The sequence below is a fragment of the Microcoleus sp. S13_C3 genome, assembly GCF_036700905.1.
GTDB lineage: Bacteria > Cyanobacteriota > Cyanobacteriia > Cyanobacteriales > Microcoleaceae > Microcoleus.
The window spans coordinates 1-14,013 of the sequence record NZ_JAUBPT010000045.1; the positions used below are offsets into that span (position 1 = coordinate 1).

Genomic DNA, 14,013 nt, shown 5'->3' on the forward strand with positions numbered 1-14,013 from the left:
TCAACAGTCAACAGTCAACAGTCAACAGTCAACAGTCAACAGTCAACAGTCAACAGTCAACAGTCAACAGTCAACAAATTATTGATATTGACCGCTGATTTCGTAAACGATCGCGCCCAAAGACGCTAAGCTAGCTAAAATTAGCATTCCGGCTGGCATGAATTTTTTAGTTTTAACAAGGCGCACAATAAAGACTATTACTAAAACAGCCGAGATGGCTGCTGCTAATGTTAAACCCCAACTTTGTCCCATAAGCTGTGCGGTGCCGGCAAAAATTAGCAGCGAACCGCTAATCAAGCCCGAAATGAGCGAGGCTTGGCTTTTGGCCTTGATATAACCCATGATGCCGCCAACCAGTGTTAAAATGCCGTAGCCGATCGCCGCTGCTGTACCTAAATTCATTTTTAATCCTCCCGATTTCACAAGTGCATCTAAATTTATACAGCGCAGCCTGCAATTAATGTCACGAATTGTTAGAAAATTTATTAAACCCAGTCAGGATATCTAACTGTTATACAATTGCCATTATGTCAGCCCTAACTTCTGGTGCGATCGCCCAAATCCGTTACCTCCAGCGCCTCGCAGCATCCCTGCTGCTGTATCAATCGGTTCTCAAAAGCCCCGCCGGCCAAGCCTTTCTCGATTTGCTGCAAGCCCTCCACCACAGCGAAGTCAGCGGTTTGGAATGTCAGATAGCTTACGGGAACTGGTTCAAACTTCAGGCTGCTAAAAATTTAAGCTGGAAAGATTCTCTGATTTGGGAAATTCTCAAAGACGAAAACCCCTTTTCTCGCCGAGCACAGCAAACAGATTTTGCAAGTTTGCCCCCCGCTTTGGTGGAGGCCGCCCGACATGATTTAGAAGTGCTGCAAAATATTTACGAATGCAGCAGCGAACAGTTGAGCAAGTGGGTGCGGGTAGCTGGTCAACTTGACGCAGTGCCTCCGATTTGGCATTCAGAAACTCGAGCAGAACAGGGAGAGTTGCCCCTGCACGGAAAACTGGAAAAATGGTCGAGCGCGGCAGAATCTTTGGCAGTTTATTACCGACAATTTGGCACGGGTTTGTTTGCCGAATATCGCGCTTTTGCGTGGCGGGGAGGGCAGTTGGCGACTATTTCGCATCCCGATCGCATAACTTTAAAAGAGTTGGTTTGCTGCGATTGGCAGCGGGATGCTCTGGTAAAAAATACGGAGTTTTTGCTGGCAGGTTATCCGGCTTTGCACGTTTTGCTGTACGGAAGCCGCGGTTCTGGCAAGTCTTCTTTGGTGAAGTCGCTGTTAAATGAATTTGGATCTCGCAATCTGCGCTTGATTGAAGTATCTAAATCGGATTTGCAAGATTTGCCGCTAATTGTCGAGCAGTTGCGGGGAGTTCCTCAAAAGTTTATTATTTTTGTGGATGACCTTTCCTTTGAGGAGGATGACGATGCTTTTAAAGCTCTGAAAGTTGTTTTGGAAGGAAATGTCACTGCTCGCTCTCAAAATGTGGTAGTTTACGCCACATCTAACAGACGGCATTTAATTCGAGAGTTTTTTGACGACAGGCCTCTCCCCCGCGACGGAGATGAAGTTCACGCTTGGGATACTGTGCAGGAAAAACTTTCATTTAGCGATCGATTTGGCTTGACTTTAACTTTTGAACCGGCCGATCAAAACACTTATTTAACTATAGTCCGACATCTGGCAGAACTCGCTGGAATTAAACTCGCTCCCGATGATTTGGAACACCGCGCTAAAGAATGGGCAACTCGCCGTAACGGGCGATCGGGCAGGACTGCGCGGCAGTTTGTTGATTTCCTGAAAGCAGAGTTAGCCCTTTTTGACAAATAGATGGTCTGCGCTGGGAAGGCGGGTTTTAACTGAGATGTTACATCATTCTCAATAAGTTTTTTATGAACAGGCTTTTCGGCCTGTTCCACAAAGAGTGAATTTTATTGTGGAACAGGCCGAAAAGCCTGTTGCTTACAATGGTGCAAGATGCCTGTTTTAGCCGATATATGGGAAGGCAATTCAGGATAGGAATCAACCAGCCATTGCAGCGCCGAAGGGCGAAATAAAAATTCTTAATTTTTTCATAATTTTCTTGATAATAAATAACTAACAAAATTTGATATAATTATCAAAATCTCCCAAGAAACCTCCAGAGCCAGAACCCATCCTGACTCCCTAAATCCACCACTAAATAATGAGGAAAATATCATGGGTTTATTTGATAAAGTATCGCAGACTCGCCAAGAAACGGAAGTAACGTTAGGGCCTGCCGAATCATTTGCGGCGATCGCGCTAATTGCCGTAGCAGCCGACGGTTACATCAATGACAGCGAAAGTAAAGCGATTAGCATGACGCTATCTCGGATGCAACTGTTCCGCAGCTATCCCGATGACGTGATGAGAAAAATGCTCGATCGCCTGCTGATGATTCTGCAACGGCAAGGAGTTGAGGTACTGTTTAATGCTGCTTTGGCAACGCTTCCCGACGAACTTAAAGAAACAGTTTTTGCTGTGACAACTGATATCGCTTTAGCAGATGGCGAGGTTTCAGAAGAAGAAGAACAACTTTTGAACGATCTTTACAGTGCATTGGGGCTTTCCGAAGATATTGCCCTCAAGATTATAGACGTGATGTTGATTAAGAACAAAGGTTAAGAAATCAGGGGAAGGAGTGAGGAGGGCGAGTTTGACAATATAAAAAATTAGCGCCTACTTACTTAGCTAATAACTTCTCCAAAAGTGCGGGTTTACGGATATGATGGTTGGTAAAATTCCGATCCAATTTGCGATCGCCAGCTACTACCTCAAATGCCTTTCACTTACACCCGCACTGTTCGCTTTCAAGATACCGATGCTGCTGGAGTCGTTTACTTTGCTAACGTTTTGGCGATGTGCCACGAAGCTTACGAGGCATCTCTAGCAGCCTCGGGAATCAATCTCAAAGCATTTTTCAGCAATTCCGAGGTTGCCTTTCCCATAATTCATGCTAGTGTAGATTTTTATCGCCCAATGTTTGCGGGCGATCGGCTGATAATTCAATTGACGCCCAAACAACTTACGGGCGATGAATTTGAAATTGCCTATCAAGTATTTTCTCAGGAAGTTGCAGGAAGAAGCGCTGCTAAAGCTCTGACTAAGCACGTCTGCATCGATGCCGTTAGCCGAACTCGAAAACAGCTATCTGAAGACTTGATGCAGTGGATGAGGAAATTTGAGATTGATATTTCAGATTAGTTTTCTCTTTAAATAATAGCAGGGAATGACAGTAAAATTTCTGTTTTGTTGATAATTATTTCTGAATTGTTGATAGTATGTCAAATCGCAATTATGCCATTGTGGGCACGGGAGCTTTAGGCGGATTCTACGGTGCTAGACTGCAACAAGCAGGTTTAGAAGTCAATTTTTTGCTACGCAGCGATTACGATCATGTCAAAAAACACGGTTTGATTGTCGAGTCTCCCGAAGGCGACTTCACCCTCCCCCACGTCCGCGCCTACCACGACGCGCACAAAATGCCTAAGTGCGACGTAGTAATTGTAGCGCTGAAAACAACTCAAAATCACTTATTGCCCAAAATTTTGCCTCATTTATTAAAGGATAACGGCGCGGTTTTAGTTTTGCAAAACGGATTGAATGCCGAACCGGAAGTAGCTAAAATTGTGGGTGCAGAACGAGTGCTTGGCGGGCTGTGTTTTCTCTGCTCTTATAAAGTTGGGCCCGGTCATATCTGCCACCTAGATTACGGCACTATCACCCTGGGAGAATATGCCCAGGACTACAAAGCAATCGGTATTACTGATAGATTGCACCAAATTGCTAAGGATTTTAAACGTGCTCATATTCCTATTAAGATGAGCGAAGATTTGCTATTGTCAAGGTGGAAAAAGCTGGTTTGGAATATTCCTTATAACGGGCTGTCTGTAGTGTTGGATGCGAGAACTGACGAACTGATGGCTAATCCCGATACTCTGATTTTAGTTAAGGAAATCATGGGGGAAGTGGTAGCGGCAGCCAAAAGTTGCGATCGCATTATTCCCGAGGACTTTATCCCACATATGCTCGACTACACTGAGAAAATGAAGCCTTACCGCACCAGCATGAAAATCGATTATGATGAATCGCGGCCCCTGGAAGTTGAGGCGATTTTTGGTAATCCGATACGGGTGGCCCTGCAAGCAGGTATTAAGTTGCGGCAAATAGAGGTACTTTACCGAATGTTAAAGTTTATGGATTTTCAAAGACAAGAAGCGGAGAGGACGAGGAGGCTGTTAGGTTTGTCGTAATTGGCAATTGGCAATTGGCAATTGGGCGGGGCGGGTTTGTGAGATTTCTCGCTGGTGTTGTAGATATTGGTGAACCCGCCCCTACAGGAATTACTGTCAAATCCGGTTAATTCTATCGATTCACCGGCGATGACACATCGCAATTTCTTGCAATTGTTCTCGATTGACTTTGCCTTGAGAATTGCGCGGCAATTGTTCGACGATTACCCAATATTTCGGCCGCTTAAACTTGCTCAACTTATCTTCTATTGCCGCTTGCAGATTTTTGACAGTAACTTCGGAATTAGCGGGAACGTAGATAGCCGTAACGACTTGACCCCAATCTTTGTCTGGCAAGCCAATTACAGCAATGTCCGCAACTAAATTAGTCGATCGCACAACGGCTTCGACTTCCGCCGGAAATACATTTTCTCCGCCTGTGATAATTTTGTCGCTGCTGCGTCCGACGATATTTAAGTAGTTATTTTTATCAAAAAATCCTAAATCGTCTAATTGAAAGTATTGGTCATCGGTAAAATTTTTAGGATAATAACCCAACGCCAAAGATTTAGCATTTACCACAATATTTCCGATTTGATTATCGCACAAAATCTCGCCATTGGCACTGCGAATAGTTATTTTAGCGTGCGGTAAAATCTTACCTGAACTGTTATTGCCAGCGAGAAAATCTTGGGGTTTTAGTGTAGCAATTTGCGAGGCGGTTTCTGTCATGCCATAACTGGGCGCTAATTTAATTTGATAGTTTCTAGCTGTTTCTAAAAGTTCCGGCCAAGCGGGAGCACCGCCCAAAAGTACGGCCCGAAACCGTCCCAGCCAATTAGCTGTATCTGGGTTTTGCAACAGCCGTTGCAGTTGAGTTGGGACTAAAGAAATGAAAAATTCTTCTGGTTCTATATCGCATTTTTTACCATTTTCTAATTCTTTAAATGGCTGAATTGCCAGTTTTCCTCCGGTAGTAAAGGAACGCATAAATTGCATTAAACCGCTGACGTGGTATAATGGTAAAATGCAGAATGAGTTGATTTTGTCAACTTGAAAATATTGTTGAAAACCTTGCACTGATGCTGTTAGCGTTTCCCAAGTGTGGATGGCAAAACGAATTTTTCCTGAAGAACCGCCGGTGGGAATCATGATTGTATCAAAACCGTTTTTAGTCGGCGAATAGAATTCGGGCGAATGGAATTCGCGGCTATACAAACGAAGTCCGCCTTCGCGGACTGGGAGATGGGGATTTTGGGGAAGCGGGTATTGTCCTAAAAATATGTCTGGTTGGACTAAATCAAAGACTTGTTGCCATTCTTGTTTTACCCAGTTGGGATTGCAGAGAAACAGGGGGCATTTGGCGGCACGGGCGGCGATGAAACTGGCCAGAAATTGCACGGGTTCTGGTTCGGCGAGGCAAATTTTTGGGGGTGTTTTTTGGGCGGGATTTTGGGTGAATTGTTGAAATAGCCGATCGACAATTCGGGCAAATTCGCGACTGTCGCAACCAATAAGCCAATCATCGGGCAAGCGATCCGCGATATCCCAGATATTTACTGTTAGATTTGTTGCCATAGATGCTTTCACCAAGTTTCTCGATTCAAAACAATTACAGGAGTTACGCTCTCCGACAAAGAAACCGGGTTTTTTACCGAATTTGTCGGCTGCAACGGGTCTTTTCGTAAAAAACCCGGTTTCTGAACCCCAGGAGTAATCTAAAATCTAAAATCTAAAATCCAAAATCGAATGGTTGTCATCGAACCAGGAATCGGTGCCGAAGCCGAGTGCTCTCTTATTTAAAGACAATTCGGTTGCTAAATTTAAGGCTGCTTGTCGGCCGATTTCGGTTTCAAATACTGATGAGAAAACGGCGTCTATATTGTGAGTTTGACAAAATTTTCGCAGTTGGGATGGAGAACCAGCAATCGCAGGTTTAATGACGAAAATGCCCCGCCAGCCTTGGCTGTAGCACTCTTGGATGCGATCGAGGTTGGCTGCGGATTCGTCTAGGGCGAGATCAGTTGCATAAATAGCATTCAATTCTACCATTTCCTGAAACTGTGTTACGGGCAGCGGCTGTTCCAAAAATTCAATGTCTGCGGAAAAGTCGGGAGTTGCTTTTACCTTGTCGCAAGCTTCCAGCCATGTTTTAGCCTGCGAGTAACTGAGTCCCCCGTTGGCATCTAACCGCAAAAATGCCGATTCTCGATCGCACAAATCGTGCATTGCTTGGATTAGCTGCTGAAAAATCTTTAATTCTTTTTCAATTGCAGCAACACCAATTTTCCATTTAAACGTGCGATATCCCTCTAACCAAAGCATTGGTAAAGCCTGCAAAGCTGTTTCACCTGCTGGCAATAAACCGCTGAACCGATTTTGCATTTTCTCCCCCTTTTGGGAAAGGTAAGTTAAATTTTCGCTTTTCTCCCCCCCTTGGCAAGGGGGGGCTGGGGGGGGTGAATTTTGTTCGTTTGATAGTGCTGACTCAAAGCCAAATTGACAAGCCGGCAATTCAGGGGAAATAGCAAAAATCATCTCTGATGAAATATTACCTGGCAACTGGTGACAAAAATCTAAAGCTTGCTCAAAACTTTCGGAACCAAACCAACTCAAAGGGGCAATTTCTCCCCAACCAATTCGACCATTCTCGCCAACAAGTCGCAGAATAATTCCTTCACGAATATCCCAGATGCCGTGACTTGTTCGCAAGGGGCGCTTAAATTTTCGCTGATAAGTACGAAACTCGAATTGATAAAGCATTAGTTTTTTAGTTAATCATAAAATTCTCTCACAACATATCCAAACTTATCAATATTTTCAAAATGGATATTGTGACCAGCTTTTGGTACAATTTCCAGACGGGCGGCCGGACACAAGCTGGCAATTTCGGTATTTATGGTTGTAAATTTATCATCATATTCTCCCGCTAGCAAGAGGAGAGGGATGGGATTTTGTGCGAGTTTTTCCCAGAGAGAGGGCTGGTTGCCGGTTCCCATATTGCGGAGTGATTTGGCTAACTCTACGGGATTGTTTGCTAAGCGGGTTTCTATGAGTTTGTCGAAGTTGGGAGAATTTTTTAAAGATTTGAATAAAGGGATCTCGTACCAATTTAATAAAAAATCTTTAATGTTGCTCTTTTCCAGCTTTTGTGCTAGTTGTAAATCTGCTTCCCGGCGGTGCGATCGCTCTTTTTCTGTTTTCAATCCCGGAGAAGCTGACTCTAACACTACTTTCTCGAATCTTTCAGGAAAATGTAATGTCATGTAAAGTGCCAATCGCCCGCCCATTGAATAGCCCAACAACAAACATTTGTCTATTTGTAAATCATCTAATAACTCGATCAATCCTTTGGCTGTATTTGACATATTGTAGCAACTTTCGTCGCCGATTACTCTGGTTTCTCCATGACCGGGAAGGTCAACTGCTAGACAGAAATAATTTTTAGATAGTAAGGAAATGACGCTGCTAAAATCTTGAAAGTTTCCAGTAAATCCATGCAAAAATAAAAGTTTTGGCGAGTTTTTATGAGCCGTTAACGAATAGTGAAAGTGATAATTATTAAAGTTGACCATTTTCGTTACAACATCACTGCTATGTTATCAGGTATCGAGCCAGTATACTCTATTGCGACAGATTTTCCATTCCTTAATGAAAGCTTACTATAAATTTCATCGCGTTCTGTTGCATGGGCTAAAACTTGACCCCGAATTACGTTTAATTCTTCATCTAATTCAGGATTGACGATGAGTACCCACTCATCAGGATATAGGCTAAAAATTTCTTCTAAACTCAATATTTTGTCAATTTCTGTTTGCGTACTCATGCTTTGATTCTCCTTTTTTACGATTCAATTTGAGGTACGGATTGCTAAATTAAAGAAGATTTTGAGAAGTCGCCCAACTCTGCCAACTCGCCCAACTCCCTCAGCTTAGCAAACCATACCTCCAGTTTACCGGAATTCTCGATCGCCCGAACTACAAGACAAACCCCAACGCCAGCAGCAATCCGCTCGAAAAATGCAGCGTAACTGCGATAAACTTAGAGTTGCTGACATGAGCAGGTTGGTCGTGATAGTCTGTGACATGGCGGCAAAGGTCGATCGCAAATGGCAAACTCCCAAAAATCAACAGCGTCCAAATTGGGAACATTCCCAAAGCCACAAATAGCACAGTCAAAGCATAAACGCTGCCGCACAACCACTGCAACAACTGGGCACCTTTCTTTGTACCGAGTCGCACAATCGGCGATTTTTTGCCTGCCGCCAAATCGTCATCAACTTGATGAAAGTGGGAACAAAATAAGATGATACTCGTAGTAATTCCCACGATTACCGACGCTGCAAAATTAGTTGCAGACCAAGTTTGAGTTTGACTGTAATAAGCAGCGGCTAAGGCTAGCGGCCCAAAGGTGAAAAAGCAGATGATTTCCCCCAAACCTTGATAGCCAAGACGAAACGGAGGCCCTTGATAAGTGTAGCCCAGAGCACAGCACAAAACTACCAGCAAAATGACTGTTGGGTCTTTTTGCCACCAGCTTATGGCGCAGATTCCCGACACTCCGACTGCTAAAAACAGATTTGCTAGCGCGAAAATTAAAGCTTTATTTCCGGTTAAGTTAACTAGGGAATGCGCTTTGTTTTTATCGATGCCTGTTTCCGAGTCAAATACATCATTGCTGAGATTCAGCCATGCTATAATCAAAATGGCTGACATTAAAAATGTCGAAAAAATTGACGAATTAATCGTTTGAGTTTCGGCAAAAGCAATTGCCGTTCCTACTGAAATAGGAATCACCGCAACGCTGTACATGGGCGGCTTGATTGCCGCCAGCCACAATTTACTATTTGGACGTTCAATTAACTTTGTTGTCATTACACAAACTTGATGCAATTGATAGCAGCGTAGTAATTTTACAATTTTATTGGTGAAGAAACTCTACTCTGTATCTGGTTGAGTGCGCGGGGGGCATCCGTTGAGAGGCTTTGCGGGCGATCGCGCGCCCGGTAATGCCCGTCTGCAAACCTCTGCGGGGTCGATCGCATAAGAGTCGAAATTGAGTCGCTCAATCTTAAAGTTTTATGTCTAAATGTTTCGATCGATCGCGCGTTGGCGAAAGCGTTGCGATCCGAAGGAAAGCCCGCCCCTACGGGGGCTACGCCAACGAAGAGGATCGTCTGTTTTCTGCCCGTCGCTGAACCCAAACTTTCCGGGAAACTCGAAAGGTCATGTTTTGCGATCGCCCTCCCGTGCTTAGATCGAAATAGGGGTTCTAGCGGAACAAAACCGCACTCTTTCTGACAAATCTGCTATTCTCGCTTTCATGACAGTAATACCGCACCGCGCTCATCTTTTACAAGACCGCAATCAACTGCATCAGTTTCTGTTAGATTGCCAGCAGTCTTTAACCGAAAAAGATCAAACAAAGATAGTTAGTATTTCTCAGGAGATTGCCCCCGTCGATCCGCTAGTTGTACTTCAAGAGATTTCCGAACCTTGCCAGCGGCACTTTTACTTTGAAAAAAGAGACCCGATTTCCGGCAACTGTTTTGCGATCGCCGCCCTAGATTCGGCCATCCATTTAACAGTAGCCGGAAGCGATCGATTTACCCTCGCTCAAAATTTTATTCAATCTTGTCTTGCCCGAACAATTACCATCGGTACAGAACGCTTGCCCTTCAGCGGGCCGCACTTTTTTTGTAGCTTTGCTTTTTTCGATGAGAATGTCGCCACCAATTCTTACTTTCCCCCTGGCACGCTATTTTTACCAAAATGGCAGATTACTCGCCTGAAGGATAGCTGCACCATTGTGGCAAATGCCATCATCAACCGAGACATAAATGTTAAATTTATTACGGATAATATTTGGCAAAATTTTGATAAAATTGCGTCTCCCCCTTACAAAAAAATAACTTCTCTTAGAAACAGCTCGATATTTTTAAAACAAATCCCTGTGAACGATGCCACTCACTTTAAAACATCAGTCAAATCGGCTTTAAAATTGATTGAGTCTAAATATTTCAGTAAGATTGTTTTGTCCCAAGCAATAAATGTCATTTCCCAAACCCCTTTCAGTTTAATAGATTCCTTAAATAACTTGCGCCTTACTTATCCCGGTTGCTACGTATTTTCCACCAGTAACGGCCAAGGTCAAAATTTTATCGGTGCCAGTCCAGAACGCTTAATCAGCATTCACAAAAATGAATTAGTAACAGATGCTTTAGCTGGTTCGGCACCGAGGGGGAAAAATGAAGCGGAAGATGCGAATTTAGGCAAAGGTTTACTCAACAGCGAAAAGGATATTCGAGAACATCGAGTTGTAATTGATTTTATAGTCGATCGCCTGTCGAGTCTCGGTATCAATCCCGACTTTTCTCAGGTTCCCAGGCTGCTGCAACTGTCAAACATTCAGCATTTGTGGACACCCATCAGGGCTAGAATTCCCCGTGATATTCATTTATTAAAGATTTTAGCTCAACTGCATCCAACGCCAGCGGTGGCGGGCGTACCGAGAGATATTGCCCTACAGCAAATTCGCGGCTGCGAAAGCTGCGATCGCTCTTTGTACGCAGCGCCCCTCGGCTGGATCGATCGCAGCGGCAACGGCGAATTTGCCGTGGGAATTCGATCGGCTTTAATCGATGGCGATCGGGCTATACTTTATGCTGGTGCTGGTATTGTTGCCGGTTCGGAACCAGAAAAAGAACTAGCAGAAATTCAGCTCAAATTGCAGGCACTTTTAAATGCTTTGGTTTAGCAATATATTAGAAAAATGATTGATTTTCGCAACACAAACACTCTCTGGTCTTCAATATTAGCAGAGACATTGCAGCGGTTGGGATTAACTACCGCCGTCATTTGTCCCGGTTCGCGATCGGCCCCGCTAACAATAGCCTTTGCCCTGAACAACAAGATAGAAACTATTCCCATACTCGACGAACGTTCAGCCAGCTTTTTTGCATTAGGAATTGCCAAGAAATCCGGTTTACCAACAGCACTAATTTGTACATCGGGAACCGCCGCAGCCAACTTTTATCCTGCGATAATAGAAGCAAGAGAAAGTCGAATTCCACTGCTAATATTCACCGCCGATCGACCTCCAGAACTGCGGGACTGTCACGCCGGACAAGCGATCGACCAAGTGAAAATATACGGCAATTATCCCAACTGGCAAGCCGAATTAGCGATACCTTCTGCGTCCAGAGGAATGCTAGAATATCTGCGGCAGACGATCGTGTATGCTTGGGAGCGATCGCAATTTCCAACACCCGGCCCCGTCCACCTCAACATCCCCTTTCGTGACCCGCTGGTACCCGTTCCAGACATAGCTGTAGAAGCTTTAGAAACACAATTCAATCCCGAACATTTCTTTGCAGGATTAGAACCAATTTTTGCCGGAGAAAGCTCTATTGTGGGGCAGGCATCTTGCCTGCCAATTTCAGGAGACGGGCAAGATGCCCGTACCACAACAAGAGACGGGCAAGATGCCCGTACCACAATACAAGTTATTGACTCCATAATTCAAAAATGGCAACAATGCAGCAGAGGGATAATTATTGCAGGCGTTGCACAGCCTCAATTTCCCGAAAAATACTGTAGTGCGATCGGCCAAATTTCCAAATCCTTAAACTGGCCAGTTTTAGCAGAAGGACTATCCCCAGTCAGAAACTACGCCCAACTAAACCCCCATCTAATTTCCACCTACGATTTAATCCTGCGAAACCGCGAACTAGCCGATAAATTAACCCCAGAAATCGCCATTCAAATCGGAGACTTACCCACAAGCAAAGAACTGCGAAACTGGCTAGAAAAAACCCAACCAAAACGCTACATAATCGACCCCAGCCACCACAACTTCGATCCCCTACACGGCCAAACAATTCACCTGCGAACCTCCCTAGAAAACCTCGCAACTAATCTCGCAACTATATTAACTCAAGTCCCCCCCCTAAACAAAGGCGAGTCAACTCTTGTCCCCCCCCTTATTAAGGGGGGGTTAGGGGGGGATCGAGCCACTGCTATCACTAATATCCCCCCTCAAATCCCCCCCCTAAACAAGGGGGAATCAACTCAAATCCCCCCCCTAAACAAGGACAAATCAACTCCAGTCCCCCCCCTTAGCAAGGGGGGGTTAGGGGGGGTTCAAACCTCTCCCTCAAGCGAATACCTCCAACTTTGGCACAACACCGAAATCCAAGTCAGACAAACAATAGACCAAAAAATATCAGCAATTAACCACATAATCGAGCCCAAAGTTTCCTGGCTGCTTTCCCAAATTTTGCCACCGGGAACACCGATATTTATTGCCAACAGTATGCCCGTCAGAGATGTAGAGTTTTTCTGGAAGCCGAACAACTTAGAAATAAAACCGTTTTTCAATCGCGGCGCTAACGGTATAGACGGCACATTATCAACAGCTTTGGGAGTTGCTCACCGCAATCAAAGCAGCATCATGCTAACAGGAGATTTAACACTTTTGCACGATACAAACGGTTTTTTAATTAAAAATAAATTTGTTGGTCATCTGACAATCCTATTAATTAATAACAACGGTGGCGGAATTTTTGAAATGTTGCCCGTTGCCAAATTTGACCCGCCCTTTGAAGAGTTTTTTGCCACGCCGCAGCAGATAAATTTTGCTCATTTGTGTGCAACTTATGGCGTGGAACACGAGGTAATTGAGGATTGGGAACAGTTCAAACAAAAATTAAATTTGCTGCCAAATAGCGGTATTCGCGTCTTAGAATTGCAAACAGACAGACGATCGGATGCTAAATGGCGGCAAGATAATTTAGGTAAATTTGCCAAAGATTTGTAGTCAGGACTTTTGTCAATAAGCCTTTCGCGGGCGGGCTTTCCGGCCCAACCCCTACTCCCCACAAGCCGAAAATTCACACTTTGTGGAACAGGCATCTTGCCTGTTCCGGGAAATGCTGCAATATCTCAGTTTAAACTGCTGGTTGAGCTAGCAGCGAATCTAACTCTCCATCTGCATCAAGTTTGTGAATGTCATCGCAGCCACCTACGTGTTGGTTATTAATGAAAATTTGGGGTACGCTGCGGCGTCCGTTAGCGCGATCGGCCATTGCCTTTCTAGCTGCTTCGTCGCCATCAATTTTGTATTCCGTGAAATTTACGCCTTTCCACCACAGCAAAGTTTTGGCGCGGATGCAGTAGGGACAGGTTTGCCAAGTATAGATTTCCACATTGGCTTTGATGCGATCGGGCTTGCGGCCCAAGATGGGATTGAGAAAATCAAGCATTTTCAGTACCGGGGTAAAAATTAAAGTGGTTGGGGGATTAACGATCATTTTAGCGAAATGCCATCAGCCCCACGTCCTACCCAACAATCGGCGCGGGATGGAATTGCCCGTGGCAACCTGTGGCCCTGTGACCCAAGTCACAACTTGACTCTACTCGGATCACTTGCTTTGACCCCTGACAATCACCTTCGCGGCCTCATTAATATCACCGATATTTTGAGGAAACCAGAAGATGATAAATATATCGAATTCAACCGCACTGCCATGAACCCCGTACAACTCCTCCCCGGCGCTATCTCTGAAATCCTCGCTTCTGTAACGGATACAGGCGTTTTGACTCTGGCGGATCGCTACGGTTTGATGGCCGCCACCTTCGACGACTCTCTGAATGACGAAGACAGAGGCTGTGTCAACCGCTTGTTGCGGGCGGTGCTCAGAGGCCGAGTCCAAGTAGTCAACGAACTTTCAGCAGCATTCTAATCGGGATTTGAAGTTT

14 protein-coding genes are annotated in these 14,013 nt (G+C 44.7%); 7 read left to right on the forward strand and 7 right to left on the reverse strand.

Features of this window, described 5'->3' with window-relative positions; translation table 11 throughout:
* Positions 1–78: 78 nt before the first annotated feature.
* Positions 79–402, reverse strand: coding sequence for a TMEM14 family protein (locus QUA16_RS14505; protein ID WP_333103981.1), 324 nt, complete (start codon positions 400–402; stop codon positions 79–81).
* A 125-nt stretch (positions 403–527) separates the two neighbouring features.
* Here QUA16_RS14505 and QUA16_RS14510 point away from each other — a divergent pair, with 125 nt between their 5' ends.
* The 4 genes from QUA16_RS14510 to QUA16_RS14525 all read left to right on the forward strand — a co-directional run bounded on the left by QUA16_RS14510 (position 528) and on the right by QUA16_RS14525 (position 4,276).
* On the forward strand, positions 528–1,832 hold the full coding sequence (locus QUA16_RS14510; RefSeq protein ID WP_333103982.1) for an ATP-binding protein: 1,305 nt from the start codon (positions 528–530) through the stop codon (positions 1,830–1,832).
* Between the two features lie 369 nt (positions 1,833–2,201).
* Positions 2,202–2,648 carry a tellurite resistance TerB family protein gene (locus QUA16_RS14515; RefSeq protein WP_333103984.1) on the forward strand — a complete coding sequence of 149 codons (447 nt, stop codon included), beginning with the start codon at positions 2,202–2,204 and terminating at the stop codon, positions 2,646–2,648.
* A 153-nt stretch (positions 2,649–2,801) separates the two neighbouring features.
* On the forward strand, positions 2,802–3,227 hold the full coding sequence (locus QUA16_RS14520) for a thioesterase family protein (protein ID WP_333103986.1): 426 nt from the start codon (positions 2,802–2,804) through the stop codon (positions 3,225–3,227).
* A gap of 77 nt (positions 3,228–3,304) precedes the next feature.
* Complete coding sequence (locus QUA16_RS14525; protein ID WP_333103987.1) at positions 3,305–4,276, forward strand: putative 2-dehydropantoate 2-reductase; 972 nt, start codon at positions 3,305–3,307, stop codon at positions 4,274–4,276.
* A 120-nt stretch (positions 4,277–4,396) separates the two neighbouring features.
* Here the strand turns inward: QUA16_RS14525 and QUA16_RS14530 are convergent, their stop codons facing one another.
* The 5 genes from QUA16_RS14530 to menA all read right to left on the reverse strand — a co-directional run bounded on the left by QUA16_RS14530 (position 4,397) and on the right by menA (position 9,129).
* Positions 4,397–5,833: a 2-succinylbenzoate--CoA ligase gene (locus QUA16_RS14530; protein WP_333103988.1), complete on the reverse strand. Its 1,437-nt coding sequence runs from the start codon at positions 5,831–5,833 to the stop codon at positions 4,397–4,399.
* A 147-nt stretch (positions 5,834–5,980) separates the two neighbouring features.
* Positions 5,981–7,018 (reverse strand): o-succinylbenzoate synthase, encoded by a 1,038-nt coding sequence (locus QUA16_RS14535; RefSeq protein ID WP_333103989.1) that lies wholly within the window; start codon positions 7,016–7,018, stop codon positions 5,981–5,983.
* Between the two features lie 11 nt (positions 7,019–7,029).
* Positions 7,030–7,830 (reverse strand): 2-succinyl-6-hydroxy-2,4-cyclohexadiene-1-carboxylate synthase, encoded by an 801-nt coding sequence (gene menH, locus QUA16_RS14540; protein WP_333103990.1) that lies wholly within the window; start codon positions 7,828–7,830, stop codon positions 7,030–7,032.
* A gap of 5 nt (positions 7,831–7,835) precedes the next feature.
* Positions 7,836–8,081, reverse strand: a complete 246-nt coding sequence (locus tag QUA16_RS14545; RefSeq protein WP_333103991.1) for a hypothetical protein — start codon at positions 8,079–8,081, stop codon at positions 7,836–7,838.
* Positions 8,082–8,232: 151 nt separating this feature from the next.
* Positions 8,233–9,129: a 2-carboxy-1,4-naphthoquinone phytyltransferase gene (gene menA / locus QUA16_RS14550; RefSeq protein ID WP_333103992.1), complete on the reverse strand. Its 897-nt coding sequence runs from the start codon at positions 9,127–9,129 to the stop codon at positions 8,233–8,235.
* Between the two features lie 448 nt (positions 9,130–9,577).
* On the opposite strand from menA, the gene QUA16_RS14555 reads away from it, so the two are divergent.
* Positions 9,578–11,011 (forward strand): isochorismate synthase, encoded by a 1,434-nt coding sequence (locus tag QUA16_RS14555; protein WP_333103993.1) that lies wholly within the window; start codon positions 9,578–9,580, stop codon positions 11,009–11,011.
* Positions 11,012–11,026: 15 nt separating this feature from the next.
* Complete coding sequence (gene menD, locus QUA16_RS14560) at positions 11,027–13,072, forward strand: 2-succinyl-5-enolpyruvyl-6-hydroxy-3-cyclohexene-1-carboxylic-acid synthase (protein WP_333103994.1); 2,046 nt, start codon at positions 11,027–11,029, stop codon at positions 13,070–13,072.
* Between the two features lie 130 nt (positions 13,073–13,202).
* Here menD and grxC read toward each other — a convergent pair whose 3' ends face one another.
* Positions 13,203–13,517, reverse strand: a complete 315-nt coding sequence (grxC, locus tag QUA16_RS14565) for a glutaredoxin 3 (protein WP_333100208.1) — start codon at positions 13,515–13,517, stop codon at positions 13,203–13,205.
* A gap of 264 nt (positions 13,518–13,781) precedes the next feature.
* Between grxC and QUA16_RS14570 the strand changes: the two genes are divergently transcribed.
* A complete protein-coding gene (locus QUA16_RS14570; RefSeq protein ID WP_333052699.1) occupies positions 13,782–13,997 on the forward strand; it encodes a hypothetical protein in 216 nt (71 codons plus the stop codon).
* The last annotated feature ends 16 nt before the right edge of the window (positions 13,998–14,013 follow it).

Coding starts and splice junctions, on each gene's coding strand:
- QUA16_RS14505 (WP_333103981.1), bottom strand. CDS start 402: ATGAATTTAGGTACAGCAGCGGCGATCGGCTACGGCATTTTAACACTG.
- QUA16_RS14510 (WP_333103982.1), top strand. CDS start 528: ATGTCAGCCCTAACTTCTGGTGCGATCGCCCAAATCCGTTACCTCCAG.
- QUA16_RS14515 (WP_333103984.1), top strand. CDS start 2,202: ATGGGTTTATTTGATAAAGTATCGCAGACTCGCCAAGAAACGGAAGTA.
- QUA16_RS14520 (WP_333103986.1), top strand. CDS start 2,802: ATGCCTTTCACTTACACCCGCACTGTTCGCTTTCAAGATACCGATGCT.
- QUA16_RS14525 (WP_333103987.1), top strand. CDS start 3,305: ATGTCAAATCGCAATTATGCCATTGTGGGCACGGGAGCTTTAGGCGGA.
- QUA16_RS14530 (WP_333103988.1), bottom strand. CDS start 5,833: ATGGCAACAAATCTAACAGTAAATATCTGGGATATCGCGGATCGCTTG.
- QUA16_RS14535 (WP_333103989.1), bottom strand. CDS start 7,018: ATGCTTTATCAATTCGAGTTTCGTACTTATCAGCGAAAATTTAAGCGC.
- menH (WP_333103990.1), bottom strand. CDS start 7,830: ATGGTCAACTTTAATAATTATCACTTTCACTATTCGTTAACGGCTCAT.
- QUA16_RS14545 (WP_333103991.1), bottom strand. CDS start 8,081: ATGAGTACGCAAACAGAAATTGACAAAATATTGAGTTTAGAAGAAATT.
- menA (WP_333103992.1), bottom strand. CDS start 9,129: ATGACAACAAAGTTAATTGAACGTCCAAATAGTAAATTGTGGCTGGCG.
- QUA16_RS14555 (WP_333103993.1), top strand. CDS start 9,578: ATGACAGTAATACCGCACCGCGCTCATCTTTTACAAGACCGCAATCAA.
- menD (WP_333103994.1), top strand. CDS start 11,027: ATGATTGATTTTCGCAACACAAACACTCTCTGGTCTTCAATATTAGCA.
- grxC (WP_333100208.1), bottom strand. CDS start 13,517: ATGCTTGATTTTCTCAATCCCATCTTGGGCCGCAAGCCCGATCGCATC.
- QUA16_RS14570 (WP_333052699.1), top strand. CDS start 13,782: ATGAACCCCGTACAACTCCTCCCCGGCGCTATCTCTGAAATCCTCGCT.